Origin of the sequence: Prochlorococcus marinus str. MIT 9302 (assembly GCF_000759975.1) — a bacterium.
Taxonomy (GTDB): Bacteria; Cyanobacteriota; Cyanobacteriia; order PCC-6307; family Cyanobiaceae; genus Prochlorococcus_A; species Prochlorococcus_A marinus_M.
This window is the reverse complement of sequence record NZ_JNAM01000010.1, coordinates 20,910-46,735: the sequence shown is the minus strand read 5'-3', so window position 1 is coordinate 46,735 and position 25,826 is coordinate 20,910. Positions and strand designations below refer to the sequence as shown.

The following is a 25,826-nucleotide window of genomic DNA, read 5'->3' as shown; positions in this document are numbered from 1 at the left end:
TGGGTACTTTGACTGTTAACTTAATAAATAGTTGATTATATTAATGTGGTTCATATTGCCTGGTTGGGTAAAAAATCTCCTTTTTGTGGAAATGTAACCTATGGTAATTCAACTACTGAGGAATTGAAGGCCAGAGGTCATAAAATTAGTTTTATTCATTTCGATAATCCCTCTAATTCAAATTCATCAAAACCATTATTTCTAGCAAATGATCCTGAAGTAAGTCTCCCATATTTAATTAAGTCCCAAGTTTATACAATACCCTCCCCAAGAGCAGAAAAAGAGTTAAGGCTATCATTAGAAAGATTAAAACCAGATATTGTACACGCTAGTCTAACTTTATCTCCTTTAGACTTTAGACTCCCAGAGCTTTGTAATCAAATTAATGTTCCACTTATAGGAACATTTCACCCAGCATTTGATGATAAAAATAGAAATTTAACTGCAAGCACTCAACAATTAACGTATCAACTTTATGCTCCCTCTTTGGCAAAGTTCGATAAAATAATCGTTTTTTCTGAACGTCAAAAAAATGTTCTTGAGAAATTAGGAGTACCTAAAGAAAAACAAATAATTATTCCAAACGGAGTTGATGAAAATATTTGGAAACCTTTTTGCGGAAAAAACAAAAAATATTCTCAGGTAAAAAACAAACTAGGAAATGAAAGAATCTTTTTATATATGGGAAGGATTGCCAATGAGAAAAATATTGAAGCACTTTTACGTTCTTGGCGCAAAACAAAAAACAAAAATTGCAAATTAGTTATTGTTGGAGATGGACCAATGAAGCCAATACTTGAGAATAGTTTTTCTAACCTAAGTAAAGAGAAAGTAATTTGGTGGGGTGCCGAATTAGACTTAGAAACTAGAATAGCGATAATGCAAATAGCAGAAGTATTTTTCTTACCAAGCTTAGTAGAGGGTTTGTCGATATCACTTTTAGAGGCAATGTCAACTGCTACTGCATGTGTAGCTACAGATGCTGGGGCAGATGGTGAAGTTTTAGATAACGGGGCAGGAATAGTAATTTCAACTGATAATGTGGGTGCACAACTAAAAACTATAATCCCAATTCTTGTAGAACACCCTTCATTTACAAAGACTCTTGGAGAAAAAGCTAGAGAACGAGTAATCGAAAGATATACAATTCATAAAAATATCAATTTGCTTGAGAAAGTTTATATAAACTTAAAAGATAATTTTAAACACTAACTAAACTCTTTACTTCGATTACTAGCTGAAACTATTGATTCAATTAATGCTGACCTTACGCTCTTTTTTTCTAAAACCCGTAAAGCAGAAATAGTTGTTCCACCGGGAGAGGTTACTAAATTTTTAAGCTCTGAAGTAGTAATTTTGTTTTCTTTTATTAAACTTATGGTCCCTAGCATCATCTCTATTACAAGTTCTTCTGAAAGTATTTTTGGTAATCCACCACTCAACCCACCATCACTTAATGATTCTATAATTAAAGCGATAATTGCAGGCGCTGATGAAGTTAAAGCTAAAAATATATCAAGATAATATTCAGAAAATTCATAAATCTTACTGGTATTTTCAAATAATTTTTTTGTAAATTTTTTTTGATCTTCTGTAAGATTTTCATCCCAAGCAATTCCCGTTAAACCCTTTCCAACAGTTATTGGGATATTTGTAACAGCCCTCACACATTTATGGTTAGGGAACTTTTGAGTAAGCCTATTTATTGAAACTCCTGCAAGAATTGATATTAATAAATTATCCTTATTTTTTATGTTTTCGCCCTCAGTTATATTTTGAAGATGTTGAGGTTTTATCGAAAGAAGTTTAAATTGACAATCCCAAATTATTTTTGAATCTTTCGAACCTGATTTATAAATATTAATATTATATTTATAATTTTTTTTTATATTTTCTAAACTTTTTTCTGAATTTACAATACAATAAACATTCTCTGGCTGTAATAATTTCTTATCTAATAAAGGCGTAATAATAGCTTTTGCAATATTTCCAAAACCAATAATCGCAATTGTATCAGTCACAGATTAATCATGAAAAAGCACTTAATTTAGAATCACCCCATGCTGGTTCTGGAGCAGCATTATTTTCCAAAGTATATTGAGGTGTATTCTTTGTAGACAAATTTGAAGGAGTAGCATCTTCTGGAGAAGTGCTAGTTACATTTACACAACTTGGGGCAAAAAGAAAAATACTTTCACCCACTCTCTCTTGATGTCCATCAATTGCATATGTTCCCCCAGCTACAAAATCTACCGCTCTTTGAGCCTGGTCAGGATCCATCATAGTTAAATTAAGAATTACAGTTTTTCTCTCTCTTAATGCTTGTATAGCTTGAGGCATCTCATCGAAGCTTCTTGGTTCCATTAAGCTTACTTCTGAAGATGAATTTGAGATCCCAGGCATTCCAACTACTTTTGATGATCTGTTGTTATTCATGAAATCAAATGGATTTGAATTTGCAAGGGCATTTGAATTTCTCTGATTTTGTTTAAAGTCACGAATATCATTTAATTCATCCTCTGAGGCATAATCCAACTCATCAAAATCATCATCGAGATACTCATCCCCTGCAACAACTGCCTTTAATCTAGAAATAAGTGACACCTTTTAAATCCTCTTGAAATTGATTACTAAGGTTTAAGAACCTTAAGTAATAGATTCATTTTTAAAATGAATAAACTACCTATACTTAAATAACGTTAGTTGTACTTTACTGCAAGTTTATAAATAAGATTTTTATAAAAAAATTACTAATTAGGATCTATCACCAAAAATTAATGATCCTAACCTTAACCAAGTTGAACCAGCATCAATAGCTTCTTCCCAATCCCCTGACATTCCCATTGAACAATCTGGAAGGTGGAGTGAATCAGCTAGGGAGCGACATTTTTTAAACAATTCTATATTTTCTTTGGAGCTAAGTCCTTTAGGATTAATAGTCATCAAACCTGTTAATGTGATATTTTTCAATTCTTTAATTTCTTTCCATTTCAATATTAAAAGTTCTGGATTAAATCCTCCTTTAGTAGGATCATCACTCAACTTAACCTGCAACATTATCAATGGATTTTTCTTCTCTTGATATGAGATATCTGAAATCTTTTTCAACTTTTCAAATGAATCTACAGAATGAATATATTCAAAATTTTGCACTATCTTTCTTACCTTATTACTTTGTATTCGTCCAATAAAGTGCCATTTTATTTTTTTAAGGTTTTTCAGGATTAATTGCTTCTCAAAAGCCTCTTGAAACTTACTCTCACCAAAATCATTTTGGCCTATATTTTGAATAGTCATGATTTCTTGACTTTCAAATCCTTTGCTTACGGCAAGAATATTTACATTTGATGGGATTTTATTTTTTATTTTTAAATAATTTGAAGGATTCACCTTTTATAAAAAAGTTTGTGTAAATAAATTCTCCCATTTAGGTAGATCTTCAGATCCTGCTCTTCTAGCTCTTTGAAGGTTTAATTCTGCCTGATTACGAGCATCTAAATAAGGTATTACTTCAAAAAAAACTTCTCTCTGTCTAATTTCCACCAAAAAAAACATTTTTTGAGCGTATAAAGTCGCATAGATATCTCTCCCATCGTTGCCCGGAGATACTTGGTACAACATTCCAAATGTTGGATGGTTTAAATAACGCTCGGAACTCAAACTAAAATATTGTGTTATTTATAATGCACCATACAGTTTTCTAAGAAAAATTGCTATGCAAATAAAACAAATCGATAATGTATTAACAATTACATTAAGAGATGTTGAAGGATAAAAAGTTTTAAATCTATTGGTTTTTATATTAATTTTTTTCTTAGAGAGCAATGATTCTGCTCCTTGATCAATTCTCAGAAATATATTCTGAAAAAACCTCTCCACTAAAATTAATAAAACATTAAAGGATTTCTTTAATCCTAAATTTCTAAAATTTATTGATCTAACTGAAACTGATGTAATTATATTTTGAAATTCTTCTTGTACTAAAGGAATAAAACGTAATGCGATCAATAATTGAAAAAGCCACTTACTAATTGGCAACCCAATTTTTCTTAATGGATCAAGAAACCAACTTAATCCCCATACAATGTCTTCTTGTAATGTAGTTAAAAGCATCAAATTAACACTTTGAATGACAGTAAATATCAAAGTAGAGGTTTTAATTCCTAGTTCAAGAGCTTTTCTTGATAAGTTATAAGGACCAAAATTTATAAACCATATGCTCTGGGAAGGAATTTGTAAAATATTCCATTTTTTATAATTTTCCAAGACTACTTGTAACTCGTTGGGATTTCTTAAGTAGCCATCAAGAGAGAGAATATCAGAAGAAGCAAATATTGATATACATCCAATTAATAACGATAAACATGATAGGAAAAATAATGATCGCCACCATATTCTAAATGGCAATAAACTTAAAAAAGTAATTAATAGTAAACAAACCACTAAACTCAATCTCCATATTGGACCTGCCCAAATTGGAGTGATTAAAAATATCATTACTATAATTATTTTTAATCTACTATCTATAATTCTTAGCCAACTTCTATTACCATAAACGTATTGACCAACTGAAAATTTGGTTAATAAATTCATTAATCTTTTTGAATTAACTCAATATTTTCCTTTTCTACTTCTTTATTTAATGCTCTTTGTTGTTTCCCTCTCCATAGTAAAATTAGAGGTGTGCCTTCAAAGCCTAAATTTAATCTAATTTGTTTTTCAATATATCTTCTATAAGTTATTCCAAATAATTTAGGGTCATTTACAAAAAGAGTAAAAGTAGGAGGTTTATTTTTCACTTGAGTACCGTAATAAAGCCTACCTTGCTTGCCGCTTCTTTTAGTTGGAGGACTTTTCCAACTAATAGATTCTTTAAGCACTTCATTAACTACAGATGTTGTAACTCTTCTTCTATGTTGATTCACAGCATTAAGAGCATGCTCAAAAATATTATCAACTCTTTGACCAGTTAGGGCAGATATAAAAATCATTTTTGACCAGTGTAAAAAATAAAGTTTAGATCTAAGTTCTTTTTCTACTTGATAAATTGTTGAACTATTTTTTTCTACAAGATCCCATTTATTAACGACAATTATACAAGCCCTGCCTTGTTCTTCTATTCGCCCTGCCAACTTCTGGTCTTGATCAGTTACTCCATCTATAGCATCTATTACTAACACACAAACATCACTTCTATCAATAGATTTGAAAGCCCTATTAATACCAAAGAATTCTGTGCCGTATTTAACATTTTTCTTTCTTCTAATACCTGCAGTATCAACTATTTTCCATTGATTATCACCTTTCTTAATAAGCATATCTATTGAATCAGTTGTCGTACCACTGATATCACTAACTATTGCTCTTTTTTCTCCAGACATTGAATTTAACAAACTAGATTTACCAACATTTGGCCTACCAATAATTGACATCATTATCTTTTCTTCTTCATTCTGAATATTATTTTCAGGAAGTTCGCCAATAACTAGATCTAAAAGATCGCCAGTTCCTGAACCATGAATAGCCGAAACAGGGTAAGGTTCGCCCAATCCTAATTTCCAGAACTCTGAAGCTAAAGAGATTCCAAGAGTAGTCGATTCACATTTATTAACAGCCACAATTGTTTTACAGCTTGAGCTTCTTAGCCATTTTGCTATTGATAAATCACCATCAGTAACACCTTGGTTTCCATCTACTACAAGTAAAGCGAGTGCAGCCTCTTCTAGAGCTAGGAAAACTTGTGTTCTTATCTCTGGGAGAAATTCACTATCATCATCAAAAACTAAACCTCCAGTATCAACTATTTGAAATTCTTTACCTCCCCATGACGCATTTTGATAAGTTCTATCTCTTGTAACACCAGGTTTATCAAATACTATTGCATCATTACTTTGGCAAAGACGATTCACCAAGGTAGATTTCCCAACGTTAGGTCTTCCGATAATTGCTATTGTGGGGAGAATCAATTCTTCTATCCAAAGAAAGTAGTATCCATTACAACTATACCTTTAATAGAATCATTTACCTTACTCAAAAAAATTTATTTGATTTCTGGATCGCCAAAATGTCCTTTTGCTGGGTTAATCGGCGGTGAACTGGGGCTTGGAATAACATCATTATCATTTGAAAAACAATTATTCTCTATAGCCCAATAAATCAACCAATTTACAGCGGTCGCTCTTCTAGTTCTTCTTGGATAGAGTTCGTTAATCTTATAACCTTTAAAATTAAGAAAATTTTTCAGTCCCTGCTTATGTTCCTTTGGAATGGATCTAGTCAAATGTACTGATGCTATTCGCTCTGAAATGATTTGAGGAGCTTTTACAAATTTTTCTGACCAATAAGTAGGAGTTAATGCACTAGGGACCGAATCATTTACAGGTAGTTCTTTAGTATAAAAAAGTCTTTCCCAAACCAATTCGCAAACAAATAAATCACTAACCTTATCTTCAAGAATAAGAAATAATAGTTTTTTACATATTGGCCATGTAAATTGATTATCAACGAATTTTTCTCTTTTATGCATTAATCGAACCTTATCAAAATCAAAGAAAAATAAGGCATAACGTCCTTATTATATTGGGATGCATATTGAATAATTTGATCAGGCGTACCAACACTCAAAGCAATTAATGATTTTTTGAAAATATCCTCTTTTTTTAAAGTTTCCCTAACTAAATTCCATCGTTTCCCAATTTTCATAATGGCCAAGACCGTTTTATTTTCTCTACTGTCCCTAATTAAGGATGCTAATTCTGAATTGGAAGAGGGGCACTCTTTGATTATTAAAGTCTCACCTTTTTTAACTAAATCAAAATCATTCAAAGCTGCTGTTGCTGATAGAGAAGAAATACCAGGTATGGTTTTGGTAATGATTTCTGGATAATTATGCTTTATTATCCTCAAAATATTAGAAGAACTTGCAAATATTGAGGTATCTCCTAGACAAAGTAAAACAACTGATTCACCATTTTTTATAAATTTCACAATTTTTTCTACTGCGTTAGACCATATTTCATCAGGATCAAAATCCTTCCTAGCCATTGGAAAGATGATAGGTATATTTTTTTTAAATTTGGTGTATTTCTTGACTATTTCTGCAGCGAAACTCTTTTTATTATCATCTGATATTGGAAAAACTATAACTTTCGCTTTTTTTATTGCATCCACAGCAGCAATTGTCAAAAGCGATGGATCTCCAGGGCCAACACCAACGATACTAAATGATGCCGAATCACTTTTGTAATCTTTAAATACTGTCAAAATTTTTTTTATTAACATTCTTAAATTTATTATTTTTAGCTGTGGACCCTTGGCATCATACAAGTCTCAGAAAGAATTTCTGACTCAATTTGAGACAATTCTTCTAGCCTTTTGAAAGTTTTATTTTTAGAGAATTTAGTTTGCGCTAGTTTCCAATAAATTCCAAAGTGCCTTGCCTCACTCTCAAGCAAAGATTCATAAAGAATTTTAAAAGATTCTTCTCTAGAATTAAGAGCAAGTAAGCTTAATCTTTCATGACTTCTTGCTTCAATAAGTCCTGCGATTAAGAAACTATCAAGCATTCTATCTGGCTCTTCCTTTCTTATATTCTTGGACAATTCAGCTCCATATGGAGGCGGTTTTAAGGACTCAAGAGAATGTCCAAGATCCTTTAAAAAATAAAGTATTTTTTCAAAATGCTCTAATTCCTCTCTCGCTATTGGACTTAGAACTTCTGCAAGATTTGGTTCTGATGGATATCTGAACATCAATTGAATAGCCACTCCTGCTGCTTTTCTTTCACAATGAGCATGGTCAATAAGAATATCTATTGGATTAGATAATGCGAGTTTGATCCACTCATCTGAGGTTAATGAGGATAAATATTTAATATGAGAAGAAGGCCTTTTAAAATCGACTAGCATTTAATCTTTACTACTTAAATATCCAATGATTCCTTCAAGAGCTAAGGAATAACTTGATATTCCGAATCCACTGATTATTCCTATAGCTTTATCTGTAAGAAAAGATTCTTTACGAAATTCTTCTCTACTAAAGATATTTGAAATATGTAATTCTACAAATGGAATTTTTGATCCAATTAAAGCATCTCTAATTGAAATAGAGGTATGAGTGAAAGCGCCAGCATTTATAAGAATACCTTGGATACTTTTTACAGACTCCTGAATTTTATCTACTATTTCACCTTCGTGATTACTTTGAAAACATTCAAGATTAATACTCTTTTCGTGGGCAACTTTAGTTAAATCTTTCTCTATATCACTCAATGTTTTATTGCCATATATTTCAGGTTCTCTAGTACCCAAAAGATTTAGATTTGGTCCATTTATTAATAGTATATTCATCATCAATAAAGTCTTTTCTATTAAATGCTATCTAGAAAGAAGCAAAAAAACCAAAACATTTTCACACAAAGTGACCATTAACTGATAAGTTCAAATAGTGGGGGTCGGTGCCCGAGTGGTTAAAGGGGGCGGACTGTAAATCCGCTGGCTCTGCCTACGTTGGTTCAAATCCAACCCGGCCCACTTTAAAATTGCCCTTGTAGCTCAGCGGTAGAGCACTCCCTTGGTAAGGGAGAGGTCTCGGGTTCAAGTCCCGACGAGGGCACTCGCGGGATAGCGTGGTATCAGTGTGATTACCACTATCGCACAAAGAAATTATTCAGAAGTGGATGTCCGATTACGGGTCCACTTTTCTGTTTTAAAGGCAGATATCTGAAGGTGCATCACACAAACGATGACACCAAAATGGCAACAATCAGAAGAAGCGGTAGCGGCTGGCAGGTCCTTATCAGAAGGAAGAATTATGTAGGCCCCAAGGTCAAGAACTTTTCTTTCCAGAGATCTGGCCCAATCATGGGCAAATGCAGTTGAAGAGAGAACAAAAAAGGTTTTTCCGAATATACCCATCACTCTAGGGGATGCAATCAATGACTATTTAAATGGTCCGCTGCTGCTGCACCGAAGTGCGGAGAATGAAAAATATCCTCTTAGGGTGACGGCAGAAAGCTGGCTGGGAGATATTCCACTAAGTGATCTGCAGATAAAGCATTTTGCAGTCTGGAGAGATGAAAGATTATTGAAGGTAAAACCAAATACAGTGATGAGAGAACTGAGAATTTTACGTGTATTAATTGATTGGGCAAGAGATGAAAGAGGGGCAGAAATACAAGGCAACCCCGCAAGGCATCTGAGAGTAAGAGGAACAGGAGATGCAAGAGCACCCTTTTTCACTGATGAAGACGAACAAAGACTCCTGTTTGAACTGTCTCAGATGTCCAACCCAAATCATCTGAGACTCACAAAGCTTGCATTGGCAACTGGCTTTCGCCGCTCCGAACTTCTGAGCCTGGCATGGAGAAATATCGATTTAAAGAAAAACAAAATCTATGTTCAAAGAAAGGAATGTGCCGCAAGAGGAGGTTCAAATTCAATAAGTATTGTTCCATTACCATCAAATGCCAAAAAGCTACTGAGAAGTTTTGAAAGCAAAGAAGGCAAAGTACTCTCTATTACAAAAGGAGCCGCAAGAAATGGATTTGATAAAGCTAGAAAAAGGGCAGAGCTTAACACTCTCAGATTTCATGATCTAAGGCATATAGCCATAAGCAGAATGTGGAGTTCAGGAATGAATGCTTTGGAGATAAGCGCATGCAGTGGACACAGAGATATAAAAATGTTGATGAGATACAGTCACTATCAATTAAGTTTTTAATTAATAACTTTCAACCCTGGGGGGTATTCAAAGTGATTCGACGTATAAAACGAAAGAGAATTTTTAGATGAAAATTCAAGATTTTTTGAACAAGTTCTGTATTACATAAATATCATCTGCCTTAGGATATTTTTGCTTAAAAACTTTAATAGCATGATCTGGAGAGATCGCCAAAAGATTAATTTTTATTCTGTATTTATCATCTACCAAACCTGATATTCGAAAGTTCTTCATTTAAAAAATCTTTTAATTAATTTTATCTTTCTGAAACATTCACCCATCCACCTGATCTACATTTTCCTGCATGATTTATATCATAGCTATCACACCAGTAGCTCTCTTCTGCGAATATAACTTTGCTATTGATTCTTCTAGCTACACCACTAATAGGCACAAAATGAATACCTTTTTTTGCATTCAATTCTTCTGAGCAAAAGAAATCAGGACCACACATCGCATATGCGATTCCATCTCTATTTAAATAAAGAATTGCTGATGATCCTGAGTTTCTCCAATAAGGTATGCCGGGTAATCCATTATCTTCTGCTTTTTTATGATGACGGGCAACTTTAGTTTTATTAGATTCAAAAACATATTTCCATTCTATCTTTGGCAAACATACCAATAGAATCGAAAAAATAATTGGTCCATAGAATACTCCAACTAAAGGCCAAAGTCCAATTTTTTTTCCTTTATTTTTATTGAAAGACATATCAAAATAATTTATGTTTTTTTATGTCATAAATCACAAAATAAAAATTCGCTACACCTAAAAGCGTTTTTTAAATAAAGATGTTTCAATTACAAAAAGAGGATATATTTAGCAAAATAAATTTCGCAAAATTTTAAACAATTTCCTAAATGATTTTTAAGTTACTGATAGTTTTCGTTTTATCTTCTATTCCTCTTCCAATAAAAACAGAAACAAAAATTCCTATAAGCCAAACTTGTGATGAAAAAAAATATAATCAAAACTATAAGTACTATGAAATGCAAGAAGCTCATGACTTCGGAAGAAAGATACAGAATTTATTGGCCAAAAAAGATCTAAAAGGTATTTACAAAATAGTTTTAATTGATGAACTAAAAAATGGACCAAGAAAAGCATATTTAAGAAGTAAAAGTTTCGATCAAATATTCCCAAAAGAATGGGTATCAAAAATTACTACAAGTAAGATTCCCTGCAATTCATTAGGATGGCGAGGATTCCAATTAGCAGATGGTTTAATTTGGTATGATTTGACTCCATCAGGTAAATGGTCTATTCAATCAATTAACGGTGTAAATCAAGAAAACTTTGAAGATAATAATATTGTGGGTTGGAGAACTAAAAAAGGAATAATATCTCCAACTTGCTTACCAACCTTCGGTCATTTTGAAAATACTAAAATAAATTTTTATTCAGAGAAATTCAAAATTAAAGACAAAATTAAATTTAAAACTAGTCCTGGGAAATATATTGGCAAAACAATTCCTATTAATTATCAAATTGAACATCCAACTCACATAAAAGGAAGAAATAATTATGTTTATTCATTGACAACAAATTTAAATGATTGCTTTAAATGGTCTCTTCAAAATGGATTTGGAAAGAAGAAATCAGAAAAATATGAATTAGTTGCATTTAATAATTTTATTTATCTGAAAAATCGATATGAAAAAAATAAAAAATATGATCATTTCAAACCACATTACAAAATACTTAAAAAAATAGATTTAAAAACATGCAATAAACTAGCTAAACAATTAACTAATAAATGTAAGGAAGCATATTTAATTAGTATTGGTTATCAATCAGGAGGAACTATTGGATGGTTAGGAGGCTATTATATTTTTGGGTTAATTGAAGAAAAAAATAATGAATATATTGTTCCATTAAAATTTTTTAACCTGAAAAATTTAGCCTTGAATTTTTTAGAAAAAAATTAAAAAATTTAAAATTTTAATTTATAAATCATATTCATCTAGTGCTTGTTTAATTGCAATTAAAGCTATTTCAATTTCTTGCTCTTTATTTTTAAACCATTCTCGAGACCATATTCTATGAAATTTCCATCCTAATCTTTCAAGATGACTTTGTCTTATTCGGTCCCTATCTCTTGCAGTATCAGATGAATGATATGTAGCTCCATCGGCCTCAATTGCCAAAATATATTTACCTTTTTCTTTAGGATGTTGCACCGCAAAATCAAGCCTATATCCAGACACGCCATATTGTGGAACAAGTCCTATTCCTCTATCAATTAATGAATCATATATATCCTGTTCGAATGCATTCATTGGAACCGATTCTATTGATAAATCACCAAGATCAGTTCCTCCACTTTTTACATATCTCAAATATTGAATAAAAGCCTTTTTACTAACTTGATTTAATTGATTATCATCATATTTATATGGATCAATTGTAGAAATAATTTCAATTCTTTTTCTTGCTCTTGTAATTGCTACGTTTAATCTTCTAAGACCAAAGAATTTTGGATTATCTAAATTAATAGGACCAAAATTCTGACGTAATTTATCAGCACTATTTGGTCCATATCCGGTTGATAGAAAAATAACATCTCTTTCATCTCCTTGAATAGTTTCCAAATGACGAATAATAAATTTCTCCTCTGGTCGATCTTCAGGACTTATTGAAAAATCTTCATCTCCTGTTTGTTTTCGATATTCTTTTTCTAATCTTCTTGCATGCTCAGCACCAAAAGCAATTACAGCTAAACTTTCATTTGGCTTTGTTTTTAAATGATTTATAGATAATTCAATAGTTTTTCTACATTCAGCCTCGGGAGACTTACCACTAATCTCGTTAAAATCACCTTCAACTTGATGATATATAAATGGAGGATTTGATGAAACCGATGGAGCAGTAATTAATTTCTTTTGATAAAGTTCTGGATGACAATTAGAAAAAGATATTAATCTTTCATCTTCAGAACGATAATGCCATAAAAGTTTTTTAGTTCCATAAACAGGAGGTAAAGCCTCCTTTACTGCATCAAGCAATGATTCAGTTTCGTCAACCGCACTAAATCCATCATCATCAACGCTATTTGCAACTGAATTTACATCATTACCAGTAGCGAAGAATGCTGTTGAAGTAGGTGACAATTGCTTGGAATCACCAGCAACTATAGTTTGTTTCCCCCTTAGAATTGAAGTAATTGCATCATATGGAACGATCTGACTAGCTTCATCAAAAATAACTACATCAAAAAAAGGTTCTGAAGAGGGCATTACTTTAGAAACAACTAAAGGACTCATAGCCCAGCAGGGCTTAAGCTTTTTTGCTACGTTTGATACTTTCTCAAATAACTCTCTTGCAGGTTTAAACTTCCTAGACCTCGCTAATTCTTGCCTTAAAATTTGAGTCTCGCTGGGATTATTATTTAATGAATCAAAAGCATTATTATCTAAAATTGTACTTATCCTGACGAAAGATTTTTCTATATGCTCTGAATCATCCTTTCTGAATTCATCAACAATATCATCAAGATAATCTCTATTAAAAATTGAAAGTGAAGGACTTTCAATTCTCATTAATTCTTCTACTGAATCACACCAACCAAGAGTAACTCTTTGAAAAATTCTGGAATATGAAAATCCATTTTGAAAATCTTTTAAAATATTTTCGAATAAATTATCTTGTGACAGGCCTAAGTCAAGCAATTCATTTAGAAGCTCGTTAATTTTTATAAGATTAGGAATTAATTCTCTATTTTTCTGAAGTATTTCATTGGTTTTTTTTATTTTCTCAATGCTTGAATTTTGGTTTAATTCCTTATCCAAGAAATTGTTCAACTGTGATAAATTTTCTTTTAATAAATTGATCACTTCAAAAATATTATTTGATGAATTTATAATTTTGACTTTTTCTAATTCTAGATTTTTCTTAATATCCAGAATTCTTAAACCATTAAAAATATTTTCATAATTTTTTTCTTTTTCTTTAAATATTATTTTTTTAAAAATCGATAGTGAATCTCGATATGATTTATCACGGAGAAAAAAGTACCATCTAAATATAAAATTTTTCCTAAAAATATTTCTTAAATAATTAATTTTTTCTTTTTCAAGAATAAAATCTTTACTCAAATCTAAAATTTGATTAGACAAAACTTCTGAAACTGAATTTTCAATTTTATATATCTTCTCTAATGAATCAGTATTTGATTCATTGGTTTCATTTTGGAATTGTCTCCATTTATAAATTTCTAAAATATTTTTTTTAATATTATCTATTGAAATATAAATTTTTTGAATATGAGAAGGAGTCCTTATTTTTGATTCTAGGAATGATAATCTCATAGGAAAACTTTCATCTACAAAAATATCTAAAGATAATCTAGATAATTCTGCTAATAAAGTTTCTAGCTTTTTTAAAGATTCAGGATTAAGATTATCAATTTCTTGATCAGTTATATCATGAGCAAAATCATTATTTTTTTTTGCTTTAATCGCAAGATTCAAAACATCAAGATAAGAAGCATTCCAAATATTTTTTTTGCTTTTCATTGCTTGACTTCTTGAAACAAGAATATCTCTCGATCTAGTTAAATTATTATTCTCTTGAACTCTTCTTTTTCGATAGCTCAATATACTTTCAAGTTGTTGTCTGAATGATTCTGCCGGTCTTTTTATAAAGGTATCTATGGAATGCAAATCTAAAAAATAATCTTCCAGTCCAACCTTATTAATCCTTTTTTTTACAGCATCAATAGCTGCTCTTTTTTCTGCGACGAACAGAACACTTTTACCTTGTGCTATCAAGCTAGAAATTAAATTTGTAATTGTTTGACTTTTACCTGTCCCTGGAGGTCCTTCAATTACAAGATTTTGTCCTTTTAGAGCAGAATTTATAGCAAATTCTTGGCTTGAGTCTGCATCAAGAACAAGAAATTCATTCGCAGGAGGAATATAATCTGGTTCATTGATATCAACATCCTTAATATCATCTTTAAGCTTTCGCATAGAATTTCTATCTCCAGCTAGTGCCGTAATTAATAAATTATTCATCAAAGCATCGCCAGCAGACAAAATATCTTTAACCATTGGAAATTTTAAATAACGCAAGTTTTTCATTGCATAACCCTCTTCTATTTCGAATTCAAGGTCTTTTGAAATTTCTTCTAGCAGATATCCTCTTACCATTTCTTCTCCTTCAAGCTGAGCCAATTTCAATAAATCATCACTAATTTCTTCACCCATTCTTCTATTCAAATGAAGTACTAAAGCAGGGTTAACTTCAGGCTCCATATTCTTTATTGAAAAAGTAATATTCTTTATTCTTTTTTCTTTCGGATTATCAATAGATAATTTGTAGTAAAGCAAGGGGGAATATGCATTACTAACCATTTCAGATTTCCAGATTGCGAAGCCAGATATAAGACTAAAAACCTCTATTCCATACTGCTCATAATTATCAATAGCTTCTTTTACAGAACCTTTAATATTGCCCTCAGCTTCAAGATCCTCTAAATCGGAAACACTTACTGAATCTCCATTTAAAAGAGATTCAACTATTTCATCAGATGGGATATAGGAAGTGGTTTTTGTTTGTCTAAAACTTATCAAGTCATTTCTTCCAGACAAATCTACTAGTTCGTCTGCCCAAGATTTTATTTTTTCAAATACATTTTTTTCTTGATCTGTATAGTTTTTAGATAGAGAGTCATCATTATTTTCTTTTTGATCTTCATTTTGCGAAGTATTATTTTTTAATTTGTAAACTAAATAGTCTTTAATTGAAGAGAAACCAGCAGGAATAATAATTTCCCTTGATTTAACTTTAGGTTTATCAAGATCATTCACATCATCTTCAATTTCACTATATTCACTTGGCTTAGTTTCTTTAAATTCTTCTGTCCGATTAATTTTTTCATCATTAGTTTTCTCTTTTATTGGTTTAGAAATATTTTTAAAATCCGAAATCGGTTTATCTTCTCTCTTAGTCCTTAAATTTGATTGAAAAGATGATCTAAATTTCATCTCATCTGCCTTTCTCGATTGAATACTATCTGATTCTTCTGATGATTTATCTAAGAAACTCTTCTTACTTTTTTCCTCATAAGATAAGGTCTCTAAAAATATATTTATTTTTTCTCTTATTATTTGAAGTTTTTTAATTGAATTAGCTTTTTTTCTAAAACTAATTTCCTCTTTTAAATAAATAAGCTGTCTTTTATTTTTCTGCCTTATGAGTGATTCACCAATACTAATTAGTTCACTATTTGAATTTCTAAAATAAGGTCTTATTTTATTCTCATCCATTTACAGAAAACAAATTTTTTTTGTTTTATTATTATTGAATCTACAATATTTATCAACTTCAGAGTACGAATTGTCAAAAACTTTTAAAGGATAAAGTATTAGTCAAAACATACTAATACTCAACCTTTAGGGACCTACATACAGTACGTGCATTATGTGTTTAAACACATACCCACGTATCAAATATAAGTAGTTTAGTTGTTGTTGAGAGTGGTTTATTTCAGTCCTTACAATGATGATGTACACACATCCAGTAAGTAGTCCCCACTCAATTTCTTTTCTTTTCCGCCTTCTTCCTGTGTATTATGAAGGGGTTTCGTAATCGATTGCAATAACAGGTTTCTCAGAGACCAGCATTTTGTCTTAAATTCATATATATTTAACAGAGATTGTCTTCAGTAATGCCACTATCGTCATACCGGATGCACAGAATTTATCTTGCAGCGACCATGAATTATGGTCTTGGTTCTGATGATCCAGAAGAGTTGGCATACTATAACAAAATCAGAAAAGAGATGGATGATATGAAAAAAGAACCAGTTAAAAAAGGGATACCCCTTAATTGGGATACCCCTGAAGGAATGGATAAATGAATCTGAATACTTTTTTATTAATTGATGGGAGTCTGATGCTTATTGGTCTGCCTTTGCTGATGATTCTTAAAGGAAAAAAGAAGACTCCCTAAGTTACTTCTTAACAGCAAAAGTTACTCCCATAACCGCAGTGATGTCTTTCTTGATGGTGGTGGTGTCATAAGATCCCCAACTACTTACCTTGGTGGAATTAGGAACTGTTATCTGAAAAACTCCAGTATTCACTCTCTTTAAACCACCTACTTCAGAACCTGCCTGAAGAGCAATAGCTTCAGCCCTAACTCTGGCATCCTTTGCTGCCTTCGCAAGCATATCAACGCGCTTATCAGCCAGCTTTGAATAGGTGAATTCAGGACGGCTTGGTTTCACCCTTACCCCTTTCCCAAGCAATTCTGTTATCTGACTGTGAGTCTTCTGGATGTTATAAACATCCCTACTTTCAATCTCAATATTCTGATAAGTAATCCATTCAGTTCTAATGATTTCATTAGTCTTGGGATTCCTTGTTTTATATTCACTGATACTCGCAGGTCCAAGATAAACATCCTGCTTTATGCTGTCCTCAATTCCATTTGCTTTAAGGAATTCCATTGTCTTATTAATGGACTCCTTGTGCTTGGTAAATGAGTCAATCTGAGTTTTACCTGAGGTCTTTACCTGGACTGACCATTTTGCAATATCACTCTCAAAACTTTCAGTACTTGCACCTGTAACAGTGATAGTATTCTCAACCGTTCTGAACCCTCTCACAAGGACCGTGGAGGCGCCTATAAAACCTCCGAGAGATAAGACTGCCATTGCGAAGACAAGTGGCGGAGTGCGGCGTATAACACTCAGAGAATCGCCAGGGAGCGACCTGAGTCTCTTAATAATTTTCATTGTTTATCAGTATGTGTGTAGGAGCTTTTTAACAGCTGAACCGAAAGAAAAATATTAGAAAATCCCTGACTTTTATTCCTTCAGTTCTATCTGGCCATTAATGGAAACATCCAACTCGGATGTGCCAATTTTGGAGTCGGTTACTAATATTGCCAAATGAAATAACATTCCGCAAGAAGTATTTTTGTATTATTAAGGCTATCTTCCCCCCTTTGCATATTCGAGATTAAATAAATATTTTTCACCATCATCATCACTGTCATCGTCATCATCATTGAAAGAGGCAATTAAGACATAAACGCCTCCCAGCCCAAGGATCATTGACAAGTAGAGAATAGGATCTGTCATTCTCTAATTTTGATCAATTAAAAACAAATTCGAGGAAGCTTTTTCATATCTCCATGATCTTTTAATTATTAGCTTCAACTTTAAAAATAAATTACTATTTGTTACGGATCTGTATCAATATTGCTTTAAAAGTACCGAATTACACATATTTTTAACCTTTTTCTTTACATTAGTTAATAAGGATGTTACGTTTGTTAACAATTAAATTACTTAACTTAATGACTAATTCTTCATACATAATTACAGAATCAGGCGGAAGGCAAAATATGTTTCCAACTGAGCCTCGTCCTTATGTTGATCAATCTGTTTCTTACGATGGATATCCTCAAAACGCAGAAAAAATTAATGGTCGTTGGGCAATGATCGGTTTAGTTGCACTTTTGGGAGCTTATGTAACTACAGGCCAAATTATTCCAGGTATTTTTTAATGTCTCCTCTTTCAGGTTTTTTAGCTGTAATGGTATTCTTCACAGCTGTCCTCGTTGCTTATCTAACCAAGCAATTTCAAAACGAAAATTTAAACTATCTAAATTCAAATCCAATGACAAATTCAAACCCTAAAGTAAAAACAATCGAAAAAGAAAAAGTTCTTGCAGAAACTATTAATGGCAGATTCGCAATGCTTGGATTAATTGCTGCTGTTGGAGCCTACTTAACAACAGGCCAAATAATTCCAGGTTTCGTTTAAATGCTTTTACTCTCTGTACCATTCTACGATTTTCCATCTTCGCCCATACTCATAATTGGCGCGATAGGGATTGTTGTAGCACTGGCTGTATTTTTTCTAGCTTACAAAAAGTACTTCAATTCTCCATTTAACAAAGAACTTCAGTTAAAGAAAAAAGCTCTATTGAAGGAGAAAATAGAACTAAACAAAAAACTTGAGAAAATAGAGCAAGATTTAAAAAATTTATAGTGAAATCCATGAACATCGACATTTTCTTAATCTCTTTCTTCACCTATCTCTTAGTACCAGTAGTGATGATTGCAAAGGGGAAAAAAGCAACTAACTAAAAAAGATTTAGACTCCCAAAAATAAGAATTTAAACTCTATTCAATACTTACAAAGTCGTTATAGAGTTTTCGTATAAGTTTAAGGAGGGTAATCTTATGACCAACCTCGCTATCGAGCTACTGGTCTTGACTGTAGTTTTAGTAAATTTTGGAGCAATCCTTACAGCTAATATCTACTCAAAATCAGTAAAAAAATTTAAACGCAATAGATTATTTTGCAGTAGGTCTTTCAGCAATCCCTATTGCATTAGTTGATAAAAATCTGACTCATAAAGCACTAGATTCTTAGGGAGCCATAAAAAAAATCCGATATTTAACTGGACTCTTGATAGATCACAGCACTCCCTTGGTAAGTGAGAGGTCTCGGGTTCAAGTCCCAACGAGGGCATAGCCCTTAGGTCAACTACCGCCAAAATTATTAAAATTTAAGGATTCAGTAATTGAAAATTTATTACTAATTTTTAATTTATAAGTGGTTATATTTTTAAGATTCATATTATTTTCAAATCTTCTGTATCTTAGTAAAGGATAATCCAAAAGTCCTTTATTTTCATAGCATTTAATTATGGCACTATCTTCATACAGAATGCACAGAATTTATATTGCAGCGACAATGAATTATGGTCTAGGTTCCGATGATCAAGAATAGTTAGCCTACAACAACAAAATCAGAAAATAAATGGATGATATGAAAAAACATTCAGTAAAAAAGGGGATTCCCCTTAAATGGGATATCCCAGAAGGAATTGATAAATGAATCTCAATACTTTTTTATTAATTGATGGAAGCCTAATGATTATTGGTATACCTTTGCTGATGATTTTTAAAGGCAAAAAAACTCCCTGAGTTAAAAGTTAACTAAAAAGATTCCTAGAGTAGAGATCTAGCTCTCTTTTTTTGACCAAACTTCTTCAGTTTTACTCCATCCCTGAGAGATTAACCTTTCATAAATTTCTCTAGCTAAATCTATATCTACAGAAATCGTTGTTATCATTAAAGGCGGCTCTTTTCCCAACACACCAACTATTTTTCCAGTATCTACAAACATATACTCAAAAACTCCATCAACACTCTTATCGTTTTTTATAAACCTTTTTACTTCTGTCCTGTTTGGATTAATCAACCAATGAGATTTAGCCATTAATTAAAAGGTAAAACTAGAACGCATTTGATTAACAATATAGAGCCACCGTTTGATCTAAACATGCACAAAGTTCAATAGTAAACTCCAATAATCCTCTCCAAGGTTGCCATTTTCGCCAAATAGTTTTTAAAGAATCAGTATCTACAACAGAGTAACCATTGCCATATTGAGGGAGAAAAATCCTAGATTTAAGGTCATAACTCCTTGGTATATTTTGTGGCCCTCCGTTGTCATACCATTTCTTTAGCATTTTTGATCCCTTTTCTTGGGAGTTTGAATCATTAAATTTATAAGAAATTAGAAGAAGCACAAATAAAAAAATAATTAAAACTTATTTTAGAACTCTTAATTTAAAAATAACTTGATATGACAGTCGAATCATAAATATGACCTGCACTCTCAATTAATGGTTTCACTGCTGGATCTTCAAACATAACTATTGATTTACCTTCTTCACCCTGTTCAATAAGAATTACACTGGTTGGATCATCTTTCTTTACACCTTTATATAAGCAAACAATTCCTCTTTCTTTATTCATTTGTATATTTTCTTGGCTGTCATAAACTGCAGCCCATTCCTTAAAAGGGACACTTATTTTGAATGTAAAAACAGTAGTTTCAATAGACATAAAAAAAGGAGCTATTTGCTCCTTATTTTAGATCGACTGTCAATCAATTGAATTATCCCATTGCTTCAACAGCATTAGCAACTTGTTTGTTTCTTTGAATAACCTCATCATCATTTAAAACAGCAGTAATATTCCAATCAAGACCAAATTTCGCTCTCCAAACCCCAAAATGTTGAGATATTGCTAAGTGATTTTCAGCCTTGAAAGTAACAAAAACCTCTCCTGTTTCAGGCGCATGGAATCTACTTACTAATTCAAATCCATCAAAATTATCCATCGGTGCACCGGAAGCAATATACTGCTCAAACATCTTGTAACCTTCGGACTGAGAAATTCCATCTGGAATAAGTCCATGAACGTGATAGTAAGCCATAAATAAAAATCATTAATGTGATTTCAATTTAGAAACCATATTTAAAAAACATTTAAATTATCTTTAAATTTAGATTTTTAAGCCTTTTTCAATATGAATTAGCTAAAAAAATAATCTTTATTTGGTATTGAATGTACCTTTTGTAAATTTTTCTTTAGCTATTAATTGGATATGAGTTATTTTGCTGAACCAAACCATATTGAATATGATGCATGGTTCGATGAAAACATCGACCCAGTAGATCTTGTGAATTACTCAGATGAAAAGGAGTTCAGTGATTCGGTACACTTTAAGTTCCATAAGATTTCCACTAGAAATTTAACGATTGGTTCTTCTAATAATTTTCACTGGTAAGTAAAAGATTTTTCACTCCATAGATATTTATGAATCTTATGCAGAATATGTTCCATCACTTTCTCTTCTTGCCTTAGCTAATACAATTTCATCTACAACTTTTTCAATCATGTAAGCACTTTTTTTACCAAAGCATTTTTCTTTTTTAATGCTCTCAGAATAATTTGGGATTAAATCATTATGTTCACAACAATCGCATTTAATATCAATTTTCATACATCTGAAAACCTCCAAAGCCCTAGAAAAAATCCATTGCTGAACTGAAATACTTTCCCAACTATCAAAATTTGACCATTCTTCAAAATCCCTATTAAGAATGCCTTTTAATCCATCAACCTGATTTACATATACTAAGTATGAATCTTTTCTTGATTCATCATTAATACCAATTGTTTTGACAGAATTTTGATTCATCCCAAATACATTGATTTAAGCAGCCCTATAAATCTAAAGGATAATTTCAAAAATATAAACGAAAAAATATTTTAAATAAGATCATTAATTGCTTTATCTAATCTAGAAATATGATTTGTATTTCTTAGCAATTCAAAATCTTTAAAATCAAACCCAGGACCAACACAACAACTCACCAATGTAAATTCTCCTGCACTTTTTGCCGCTTGCCAATATCCAGCTGGAATCATTTCTACGGGATTATTAGAATCTAAAATTAAATTTCTAATTAACTTATTATCATTATCTAGACACCATAAATTCAAAGGATCACCTCTAAGATAAATCCAAATTTCATCTGCATTTTTTACTCTATGCCAAGCACTTTTTGCATCTCCCTCCAAAAGATAATAAATTCCAGTAATAAGGTTTCTTATTTGGCCGTCTTCCCTTATTAGAGAATTCTTACTCCTTACTATTTCTCTAAACCATCCACCTTCAGGATGAGGAGATAAATTAAATTGTTTAATTATTTCTATGTTTTTTTTATTAGGATTCACATCACAAAAATATCTTTTAAATTTATCTTAAGTTAATAGCTTCTTGAAAATAAATCAAAATAAAATCAAGTTATCAAAAACTTAAGCGCAAATAACTGACAAGTCTACAAAATTCTTGTTTTCATCTGCCAGTTCAGTAATAATTCTATTAATCCATTCAGAGGTGGTTTCACAATAGCCCACGTTTAAAATAGTTTTTTGCTTTGCTTTTTCTTCTTTATTCATAATTAATGTATTTTTATATAAATTAATCTTTAATTAAATCTATGTGAATAAGTCTTAATTACTATCTATTTTAAAAAGTTGTATTTAATACATATTTGAGAACTGCTTATATAAAAATAAAATTAAATCCTTGACAAAAAAATCTATACAAGTTTGAGTAGAAAAAATTTACTGTTTAACCTATGAATAACGTCAAGATTGAAGAATTGATGAAAGTAAGGTTTGATGGTATTGCAAATAGAATTGGGCAATTAAGCAAAAGAGAAAGTGAATCTTTATTGCTTGAGCATCTTGAGTGGTTGGAGGGTGGATGGGAGAAAGAAGAAATCTTATTTTTAAAAAAGCCCTACAGGAAATGGTGGTTCTAACCTTTCTTTTATAAATAATTAATGATGACCTAAGGGACCTGGGCCAGATCCTATTTTGTAAGAATTTTCTAAAGATTTTTCAACAAATAATTTTGCTTTTTGTATGGATTCGAGTAGCTCAAAACCTAAAGCTTTGTAACCACAAATAGCAGCACTTAATGTACACCCACTACCATGTGTATTTTTTGTATTTATAAAATTATTAAACAACCACTCTTTTCTACCATTTAAATCAAGGAAAAAATCTTTACCTTTCATATCTATTAAACCGCCACCTTTTATAAGTACTGCTTTAGCTCCCATCCCAATAATATTTATTGCGGAATTTTCGATATCTTCTTTACTCCTAATTTCCAAACCAGAAAGTAGATTTGCTTCATAAATATTTGGGGTTACCAAATCTGCAATTGGTAATAAGAGCTTCTTATAAGCATTAATTGCAGAATCTTCCAATAATTTAGACCCAGTTCTTGTAACCATAACTGGGTCAATAATTTTGGTTATTTTATATGTATTTAATTTGGATGCAGTATCATCAATTATCCTTTCATTAAGTAACATTCCAGTTTTTAAAGCATTAATACCAAAATCAGAAAATAAAGTATCTAACTGACTTAATAAAGTATTCTTGTCTACTGCTTCAACGCATGTAACCTCAATACTGTTTTGTGCGGTAATACATGTAATAACAGAGCATCCATGTACTTTAAGGGCCATAAAAGTTTTTAGGTCAGCCTGGATACCTGCTCCACCTCCAGAGTCACTACCACCTATTGAAAGTGCAATTTTAGAATACATAATTTGATTAAATAGAATTTATAAATATCGTAAAAATATTCTAAATTTAAATTAGAAATCTGAATATGCATTAAAAAAATCCAACTCCAATTCCATTGCTTTTTTATATAAATATCTTGCCTGATTAATATCATATGATTCTTTGTTGGTCTCAATAAGATTTTCTAGTGAATTTGCTAAATTTTCAAAGCCCTCATCAGAGTAAGTAATTATCCATTCTTTATATTTATCATCAAAATCCTCTTGATATAAACTTTTTCCTATCCAAGAATAAAGTCGCATACATGGAGTCATTGCAAACATTATTTCAATGGAGCTAAGTCTCTTAGCCGTATCATCAAGAAAATCTGTATAATTTTTAGTAGCTTTTTTTATATAGTTATTAGACAAATCAATACCCCATTCTTTTGCATAAGTTTCATGAAGAATTAACTCTTCTGAAACACCCATTAGAAGTTCACTTAACTTCCTTATGGAATATTTATCTTTTGATTTAGAAACGGCAAGACCATATGCCCTAGCAAAAGTCTCTAAAAAAAAATAATCTTGAGCTAAATATTCTTTAAATATATTTTTAGGGAGACTTCCAGTTTTTAACCCTTGAACAAATTTTGTATTTAAATTTAGTAGAGCGATTTCATAATTATCCTCCCAAAGTATTTTTGTTATTCTCATTTTTTTTTGATTTTTATTTATTCAAAAATTTTTTAATTTTGAAATTAAGTATATAAATCCACGAAGAAGTAATGCAAGCTTTAATGTTTTAATTAGATTTAATCAATTATGTCTGAAAGATTTGAATGGGACGATACCAATAGTTCAGGTATATGGTGGAGTACTAATCTAAGTATTAGAGACGAGTGCATTTTGCTTAAGGAGGATACTAAATGCGAAGATTCTGATATCGTTGAACTTCTTAGGAGTATAGCCCAAAATATTGAAGATAATGGAATTTGATTGTAAAAAAAATTATTATTTTATTAGAAATTTTAAATTCCTTTTAAAGCTTTTATTAATTCGATACTTATACCTTTCTCACTCATTGAATGCCCAGCATCATTAACAATAATTAATTCAGAATTCTTTAATTTCTTATTTAGATCCCAAGCACTCCTAACAGGGCATACGACATCATATCTTCCTTGAATTATTTTTGTTGGTATCGATTCTATTGTTTTTATATTTTTCAAAATAAAATCATCTTCTAAGAAAATATTATTAATAAAATAATGACATTCGATCCTTGCGAAGGCATCTGAGAAAGAATTAACTTGGGACTTATCAAAATCGAATTTTTTATTGATTAAATGACTAGTTGAGAGTTCCCATTTTGTCCAAGCTGCTGCTGCTCTTGATCTAAGCTCCACATCTGAAGATGTTAGATATTTATAAAAAGAACTTATTAAATCATTCCTTTCTTCTTTTGGTATTACAGCAATATATTTTTCAAATTCATCGGGAAATATCTCACTTGCACCATATTGATAGAACCATGATAATTCAAATTTTCTACATAAAAATATTCCTCGCAAAGTTAAGCTCATAACTCTTGAGGGATTTTTAATTGCATATACAAGTGAAAGTGTTGAGCCCCAAGATCCACCAAAAAGATGCCAACTATCTATTTTCAATAAGATCCTTAATTTCTCAATATCATCAACTAAATAATTAGTAGTATTTTCTTTTAATTCAGAGAAAGGGGTTGAGGATCCGCAACCTCTTTGATCAAATTGAATAATATCGAATTTATCTGGATCAAAGTATCTTCTATATCTTGGTTGACTTCCTCCTCCTGGACCTCCATGAATAACAAGTATTTTTTTGCCATTTGGATTGCCAGATCTTTCCCAATAAATAGTATGAATATCACTAACTTTTAGAAACCCCTTTTCACGTACTTCAATTTGCGGAAACAAGACTCTATATGTCATTTTCAAATATTTTGAATTACTTTATAAATCAATATTATCCAAAAAGAAGTCTAGTTTAGAAATAATTTCTTAAAAATAAAAAAGGACTGCTTGAGCAGTCCTTTTTTAATATCTCATTTCCTTCTTAAAGGATATAAAATTACATATTTTAAAGTCTATTTACTCATAAACCTTGAATACGTGAATTCGGGGATTTTTCTCGATAAATTGAGTCCCTAATATCGCTA

Annotated in this window: 35 protein-coding genes, 2 tRNA genes and 1 pseudogene; 13 read left to right on the top strand and 25 right to left on the bottom strand. The window is 31.3% G+C overall.

Annotated features, from left to right (window positions below; translation table 11 throughout):
• Window positions 1–45: 45 nt before the first annotated feature.
• Entirely contained in the window at window positions 46–1,212 is a 1,167-nt protein-coding gene (locus tag EU96_RS04285; protein ID WP_032526708.1) for a glycosyltransferase family 4 protein, read from the top strand.
• Here EU96_RS04285 and proC read toward each other — a convergent pair.
• From proC to aroQ, 10 genes are all read right to left on the bottom strand, one after another.
• Window positions 1,209–2,021, bottom strand: a complete 813-nt coding sequence (gene proC, locus EU96_RS04290; RefSeq protein WP_032526707.1) for a pyrroline-5-carboxylate reductase — start codon at window positions 2,019–2,021, stop codon at window positions 1,209–1,211. The two genes, EU96_RS04285 and proC, sit on opposite strands and share 4 nt — an antisense overlap.
• A 7-nt stretch (window positions 2,022–2,028) precedes the next feature.
• Window positions 2,029–2,604: a cell division protein SepF gene (locus EU96_RS04295; RefSeq protein ID WP_032526706.1), complete on the bottom strand. Its 576-nt coding sequence runs from the start codon at window positions 2,602–2,604 to the stop codon at window positions 2,029–2,031.
• Between the two features lie 150 nt (window positions 2,605–2,754).
• Entirely contained in the window at window positions 2,755–3,390 is a 636-nt protein-coding gene (locus tag EU96_RS04300; RefSeq protein ID WP_032526705.1) for a YggS family pyridoxal phosphate-dependent enzyme, read from the bottom strand.
• 3 nt (window positions 3,391–3,393) lie between these two features.
• Window positions 3,394–3,660, bottom strand: coding sequence for a PII-interacting protein PipX family protein (locus EU96_RS0109220; protein WP_032526704.1), 267 nt, complete (start codon window positions 3,658–3,660; stop codon window positions 3,394–3,396).
• A gap of 18 nt (window positions 3,661–3,678) precedes the next feature.
• A complete protein-coding gene (locus EU96_RS04305) occupies window positions 3,679–4,593 on the bottom strand; it encodes an energy-coupling factor transporter transmembrane component T family protein (protein WP_032526703.1) in 915 nt (304 codons plus the stop codon).
• Window positions 4,593–5,966, bottom strand: a complete 1,374-nt coding sequence (gene der / locus EU96_RS04310) for a ribosome biogenesis GTPase Der (RefSeq protein WP_032526702.1) — start codon at window positions 5,964–5,966, stop codon at window positions 4,593–4,595. Before der ends, EU96_RS04305 begins: the two co-directional genes overlap by 1 nt.
• A 74-nt stretch (window positions 5,967–6,040) precedes the next feature.
• Window positions 6,041–6,526 (bottom strand): DUF1823 family protein, encoded by a 486-nt coding sequence (locus tag EU96_RS04315; RefSeq protein ID WP_032526701.1) that lies wholly within the window; start codon window positions 6,524–6,526, stop codon window positions 6,041–6,043.
• Entirely contained in the window at window positions 6,526–7,281 is a 756-nt protein-coding gene (locus EU96_RS04320) for a precorrin-2 C(20)-methyltransferase (protein WP_032526700.1), read from the bottom strand. Before EU96_RS04320 ends, EU96_RS04315 begins: the two co-directional genes overlap by 1 nt.
• A 17-nt stretch (window positions 7,282–7,298) precedes the next feature.
• A complete protein-coding gene (locus tag EU96_RS04325; protein WP_032526699.1) occupies window positions 7,299–7,907 on the bottom strand; it encodes a tRNA-(ms[2]io[6]A)-hydroxylase in 609 nt (202 codons plus the stop codon).
• Complete coding sequence (aroQ, locus tag EU96_RS04330) at window positions 7,908–8,348, bottom strand: type II 3-dehydroquinate dehydratase (RefSeq protein ID WP_032526698.1); 441 nt, start codon at window positions 8,346–8,348, stop codon at window positions 7,908–7,910. It lies immediately after the preceding gene.
• A 101-nt stretch (window positions 8,349–8,449) separates the two neighbouring features.
• On the opposite strand from aroQ, the gene EU96_RS04335 reads away from it, so the two are divergent.
• From EU96_RS04335 to EU96_RS09600, 3 genes are all read left to right on the top strand, one after another.
• Window positions 8,450–8,531: transfer RNA gene (locus tag EU96_RS04335), tRNA-Tyr, on the top strand.
• Between the two features lie 10 nt (window positions 8,532–8,541).
• Window positions 8,542–8,613, top strand: a tRNA-Thr gene (locus EU96_RS04340).
• A 387-nt stretch (window positions 8,614–9,000) separates the two neighbouring features.
• Window positions 9,001–9,720, top strand: a complete 720-nt coding sequence (locus EU96_RS09600) for a tyrosine-type recombinase/integrase (RefSeq protein ID WP_241434569.1) — start codon at window positions 9,001–9,003, stop codon at window positions 9,718–9,720.
• 75 nt (window positions 9,721–9,795) lie between these two features.
• Here the strand turns inward: EU96_RS09600 and EU96_RS10295 are convergent, their stop codons facing one another.
• Entirely contained in the window at window positions 9,796–9,954 is a 159-nt protein-coding gene (locus EU96_RS10295) for a hypothetical protein (protein ID WP_193741333.1), read from the bottom strand.
• Between the two features lie 22 nt (window positions 9,955–9,976).
• Entirely contained in the window at window positions 9,977–10,432 is a 456-nt protein-coding gene (locus tag EU96_RS04345) for a hypothetical protein (RefSeq protein WP_032526697.1), read from the bottom strand.
• Window positions 10,433–10,581: 149 nt separating this feature from the next.
• Here EU96_RS04345 and EU96_RS04350 point away from each other — a divergent pair, with 149 nt between their 5' ends.
• Complete coding sequence (locus EU96_RS04350) at window positions 10,582–11,649, top strand: hypothetical protein (protein ID WP_032526696.1); 1,068 nt, start codon at window positions 10,582–10,584, stop codon at window positions 11,647–11,649.
• An 18-nt stretch (window positions 11,650–11,667) separates the two neighbouring features.
• Here EU96_RS04350 and EU96_RS04355 read toward each other — a convergent pair whose 3' ends face one another.
• A complete protein-coding gene (locus EU96_RS04355; RefSeq protein WP_032526695.1) occupies window positions 11,668–15,990 on the bottom strand; it encodes an AAA domain-containing protein in 4,323 nt (1,440 codons plus the stop codon).
• A 401-nt stretch (window positions 15,991–16,391) separates the two neighbouring features.
• On the opposite strand from EU96_RS04355, the gene EU96_RS0109210 reads away from it, so the two are divergent.
• A complete protein-coding gene (locus EU96_RS0109210; RefSeq protein WP_032526694.1) occupies window positions 16,392–16,583 on the top strand; it encodes a hypothetical protein in 192 nt (63 codons plus the stop codon).
• A gap of 93 nt (window positions 16,584–16,676) precedes the next feature.
• On the opposite strand, the gene EU96_RS04360 is transcribed toward EU96_RS0109210, so the two are convergent.
• Both EU96_RS04360 and EU96_RS10290 read right to left on the bottom strand, forming a co-directional pair.
• Window positions 16,677–17,462 carry an SIMPL domain-containing protein gene (locus tag EU96_RS04360; protein ID WP_032526693.1) on the bottom strand — a complete coding sequence of 262 codons (786 nt, stop codon included), beginning with the start codon at window positions 17,460–17,462 and terminating at the stop codon, window positions 16,677–16,679.
• Window positions 17,463–17,660: 198 nt separating this feature from the next.
• Window positions 17,661–17,810, bottom strand: a complete 150-nt coding sequence (locus tag EU96_RS10290) for a hypothetical protein (RefSeq protein ID WP_193741332.1) — start codon at window positions 17,808–17,810, stop codon at window positions 17,661–17,663.
• A 218-nt stretch (window positions 17,811–18,028) separates the two neighbouring features.
• Between EU96_RS10290 and EU96_RS04365 the strand changes: the two genes are divergently transcribed.
• From EU96_RS04365 to EU96_RS10545, 4 genes and pseudogenes are all read left to right on the top strand, one after another.
• On the top strand, window positions 18,029–18,238 hold the full coding sequence (locus tag EU96_RS04365) for a high light inducible protein (protein WP_032526692.1): 210 nt from the start codon (window positions 18,029–18,031) through the stop codon (window positions 18,236–18,238).
• Window positions 18,238–18,498 carry a chlorophyll a/b-binding protein gene (locus EU96_RS04370; protein WP_032526691.1) on the top strand — a complete coding sequence of 87 codons (261 nt, stop codon included), beginning with the start codon at window positions 18,238–18,240 and terminating at the stop codon, window positions 18,496–18,498. Before EU96_RS04365 ends, EU96_RS04370 begins: the two co-directional genes overlap by 1 nt.
• A complete protein-coding gene (locus EU96_RS04375; RefSeq protein ID WP_032526690.1) occupies window positions 18,499–18,726 on the top strand; it encodes a hypothetical protein in 228 nt (75 codons plus the stop codon).
• A gap of 663 nt (window positions 18,727–19,389) precedes the next feature.
• Window positions 19,390–19,581 (top strand): annotated as a pseudogene (locus tag EU96_RS10545) (hypothetical protein).
• 126 nt (window positions 19,582–19,707) lie between these two features.
• On the opposite strand, the gene EU96_RS04380 reads toward EU96_RS10545, so the two are convergent.
• From EU96_RS04380 to EU96_RS04390, 4 genes are read right to left on the bottom strand one after another with little or no spacing between them, the layout of a single operon-like run.
• Window positions 19,708–19,965, bottom strand: a complete 258-nt coding sequence (locus EU96_RS04380; RefSeq protein ID WP_032526689.1) for a DUF1651 domain-containing protein — start codon at window positions 19,963–19,965, stop codon at window positions 19,708–19,710.
• Window positions 19,966–19,996: 31 nt separating this feature from the next.
• Window positions 19,997–20,278: a DUF3303 domain-containing protein gene (locus EU96_RS04385; RefSeq protein ID WP_032526688.1), complete on the bottom strand. Its 282-nt coding sequence runs from the start codon at window positions 20,276–20,278 to the stop codon at window positions 19,997–19,999.
• A gap of 40 nt (window positions 20,279–20,318) precedes the next feature.
• Window positions 20,319–20,597, bottom strand: a complete 279-nt coding sequence (locus EU96_RS0109205; RefSeq protein WP_032526687.1) for a DUF3764 family protein — start codon at window positions 20,595–20,597, stop codon at window positions 20,319–20,321.
• A gap of 52 nt (window positions 20,598–20,649) precedes the next feature.
• Window positions 20,650–20,970, bottom strand: coding sequence for a DUF3303 domain-containing protein (locus tag EU96_RS04390; protein WP_032526686.1), 321 nt, complete (start codon window positions 20,968–20,970; stop codon window positions 20,650–20,652).
• 171 nt (window positions 20,971–21,141) lie between these two features.
• Here EU96_RS04390 and EU96_RS09800 point away from each other — a divergent pair, with 171 nt between their 5' ends.
• The gene (locus EU96_RS09800) at window positions 21,142–21,324 is read left to right on the top strand and encodes a hypothetical protein (protein ID WP_072014697.1); all 183 of its coding nucleotides are present in this window, start codon (window positions 21,142–21,144) and stop codon (window positions 21,322–21,324) included.
• Between the two features lie 36 nt (window positions 21,325–21,360).
• Here EU96_RS09800 and EU96_RS04395 read toward each other — a convergent pair whose 3' ends face one another.
• From EU96_RS04395 to EU96_RS10285, 3 genes are all read right to left on the bottom strand, one after another.
• The gene (locus EU96_RS04395) at window positions 21,361–21,738 is read right to left on the bottom strand and encodes a hypothetical protein (protein WP_032526685.1); all 378 of its coding nucleotides are present in this window, start codon (window positions 21,736–21,738) and stop codon (window positions 21,361–21,363) included.
• A 71-nt stretch (window positions 21,739–21,809) separates the two neighbouring features.
• On the bottom strand, window positions 21,810–22,277 hold the full coding sequence (locus tag EU96_RS04400) for a cupin domain-containing protein (RefSeq protein WP_032526684.1): 468 nt from the start codon (window positions 22,275–22,277) through the stop codon (window positions 21,810–21,812).
• Between the two features lie 81 nt (window positions 22,278–22,358).
• The gene (locus EU96_RS10285; protein WP_193741331.1) at window positions 22,359–22,502 is read right to left on the bottom strand and encodes a hypothetical protein; all 144 of its coding nucleotides are present in this window, start codon (window positions 22,500–22,502) and stop codon (window positions 22,359–22,361) included.
• 182 nt (window positions 22,503–22,684) lie between these two features.
• Between EU96_RS10285 and EU96_RS04405 the strand changes: the two genes are divergently transcribed.
• On the top strand, window positions 22,685–22,870 hold the full coding sequence (locus EU96_RS04405) for a hypothetical protein (protein ID WP_032526683.1): 186 nt from the start codon (window positions 22,685–22,687) through the stop codon (window positions 22,868–22,870).
• An 18-nt stretch (window positions 22,871–22,888) separates the two neighbouring features.
• On the opposite strand, the gene thiD is transcribed toward EU96_RS04405, so the two are convergent.
• On the bottom strand, window positions 22,889–23,668 hold the full coding sequence (thiD, locus tag EU96_RS04410) for a bifunctional hydroxymethylpyrimidine kinase/phosphomethylpyrimidine kinase (RefSeq protein ID WP_032526682.1): 780 nt from the start codon (window positions 23,666–23,668) through the stop codon (window positions 22,889–22,891).
• A gap of 51 nt (window positions 23,669–23,719) precedes the next feature.
• Window positions 23,720–24,343, bottom strand: coding sequence for a TenA family protein (locus EU96_RS04415; protein ID WP_032526681.1), 624 nt, complete (start codon window positions 24,341–24,343; stop codon window positions 23,720–23,722).
• 108 nt (window positions 24,344–24,451) lie between these two features.
• Between EU96_RS04415 and EU96_RS10280 the strand changes: the two genes are divergently transcribed.
• Window positions 24,452–24,625 (top strand): hypothetical protein, encoded by a 174-nt coding sequence (locus tag EU96_RS10280; RefSeq protein WP_193741330.1) that lies wholly within the window; start codon window positions 24,452–24,454, stop codon window positions 24,623–24,625.
• Window positions 24,626–24,657: 32 nt separating this feature from the next.
• Here EU96_RS10280 and pip read toward each other — a convergent pair whose 3' ends face one another.
• Window positions 24,658–25,599 carry a prolyl aminopeptidase gene (pip, locus tag EU96_RS04420; RefSeq protein ID WP_032526680.1) on the bottom strand — a complete coding sequence of 314 codons (942 nt, stop codon included), beginning with the start codon at window positions 25,597–25,599 and terminating at the stop codon, window positions 24,658–24,660.
• Window positions 25,600–25,826: the final 227 nt, after the last annotated feature.

Excerpts from the sequence above, each read along its gene's own strand:
- EU96_RS0109210 (WP_032526694.1), top strand. The coding sequence starts at position 16,392 with ATGCCACTATCGTCATACCGGATGCACAGAATTTATCTTGCAGCGACC.
- aroQ (WP_032526698.1), bottom strand. The coding sequence starts at position 8,348 with ATGAATATACTATTAATAAATGGACCAAATCTAAATCTTTTGGGTACT.
- EU96_RS04380 (WP_032526689.1), bottom strand. The coding sequence starts at position 19,965 with ATGGCTAAATCTCATTGGTTGATTAATCCAAACAGGACAGAAGTAAAA.
- EU96_RS04395 (WP_032526685.1), bottom strand. The coding sequence starts at position 21,738 with ATGAATCAAAATTCTGTCAAAACAATTGGTATTAATGATGAATCAAGA.
- EU96_RS04320 (WP_032526700.1), bottom strand. The coding sequence starts at position 7,281 with ATGTTAATAAAAAAAATTTTGACAGTATTTAAAGATTACAAAAGTGAT.
- EU96_RS04415 (WP_032526681.1), bottom strand. The coding sequence starts at position 24,343 with ATGAGAATAACAAAAATACTTTGGGAGGATAATTATGAAATCGCTCTA.
- EU96_RS04355 (WP_032526695.1), bottom strand. The coding sequence starts at position 15,990 with ATGGATGAGAATAAAATAAGACCTTATTTTAGAAATTCAAATAGTGAA.
- EU96_RS10295 (WP_193741333.1), bottom strand. The coding sequence starts at position 9,954 with ATGAAGAACTTTCGAATATCAGGTTTGGTAGATGATAAATACAGAATA.
- EU96_RS10290 (WP_193741332.1), bottom strand. The coding sequence starts at position 17,810 with ATGACAGATCCTATTCTCTACTTGTCAATGATCCTTGGGCTGGGAGGC.
- EU96_RS04350 (WP_032526696.1), top strand. The coding sequence starts at position 10,582 with ATGATTTTTAAGTTACTGATAGTTTTCGTTTTATCTTCTATTCCTCTT.
- EU96_RS09800 (WP_072014697.1), top strand. The coding sequence starts at position 21,142 with ATGAGTTATTTTGCTGAACCAAACCATATTGAATATGATGCATGGTTC.
- EU96_RS04390 (WP_032526686.1), bottom strand. The coding sequence starts at position 20,970 with ATGGCTTACTATCACGTTCATGGACTTATTCCAGATGGAATTTCTCAG.
- EU96_RS04325 (WP_032526699.1), bottom strand. The coding sequence starts at position 7,907 with ATGCTAGTCGATTTTAAAAGGCCTTCTTCTCATATTAAATATTTATCC.
- EU96_RS04345 (WP_032526697.1), bottom strand. The coding sequence starts at position 10,432 with ATGTCTTTCAATAAAAATAAAGGAAAAAAAATTGGACTTTGGCCTTTA.
- EU96_RS0109205 (WP_032526687.1), bottom strand. The coding sequence starts at position 20,597 with ATGTCTATTGAAACTACTGTTTTTACATTCAAAATAAGTGTCCCTTTT.
- EU96_RS10285 (WP_193741331.1), bottom strand. The coding sequence starts at position 22,502 with ATGAATAAAGAAGAAAAAGCAAAGCAAAAAACTATTTTAAACGTGGGC.
- pip (WP_032526680.1), bottom strand. The coding sequence starts at position 25,599 with ATGACATATAGAGTCTTGTTTCCGCAAATTGAAGTACGTGAAAAGGGG.
- EU96_RS04365 (WP_032526692.1), top strand. The coding sequence starts at position 18,029 with ATGACTAATTCTTCATACATAATTACAGAATCAGGCGGAAGGCAAAAT.
- EU96_RS04360 (WP_032526693.1), bottom strand. The coding sequence starts at position 17,462 with ATGAAAATTATTAAGAGACTCAGGTCGCTCCCTGGCGATTCTCTGAGT.
- EU96_RS04370 (WP_032526691.1), top strand. The coding sequence starts at position 18,238 with ATGTCTCCTCTTTCAGGTTTTTTAGCTGTAATGGTATTCTTCACAGCT.
- EU96_RS04305 (WP_032526703.1), bottom strand. The coding sequence starts at position 4,593 with ATGAATTTATTAACCAAATTTTCAGTTGGTCAATACGTTTATGGTAAT.
- thiD (WP_032526682.1), bottom strand. The coding sequence starts at position 23,668 with ATGTATTCTAAAATTGCACTTTCAATAGGTGGTAGTGACTCTGGAGGT.
- EU96_RS04315 (WP_032526701.1), bottom strand. The coding sequence starts at position 6,526 with ATGCATAAAAGAGAAAAATTCGTTGATAATCAATTTACATGGCCAATA.
- EU96_RS04375 (WP_032526690.1), top strand. The coding sequence starts at position 18,499 with ATGCTTTTACTCTCTGTACCATTCTACGATTTTCCATCTTCGCCCATA.
- EU96_RS04405 (WP_032526683.1), top strand. The coding sequence starts at position 22,685 with ATGAATAACGTCAAGATTGAAGAATTGATGAAAGTAAGGTTTGATGGT.
- EU96_RS10280 (WP_193741330.1), top strand. The coding sequence starts at position 24,452 with ATGTCTGAAAGATTTGAATGGGACGATACCAATAGTTCAGGTATATGG.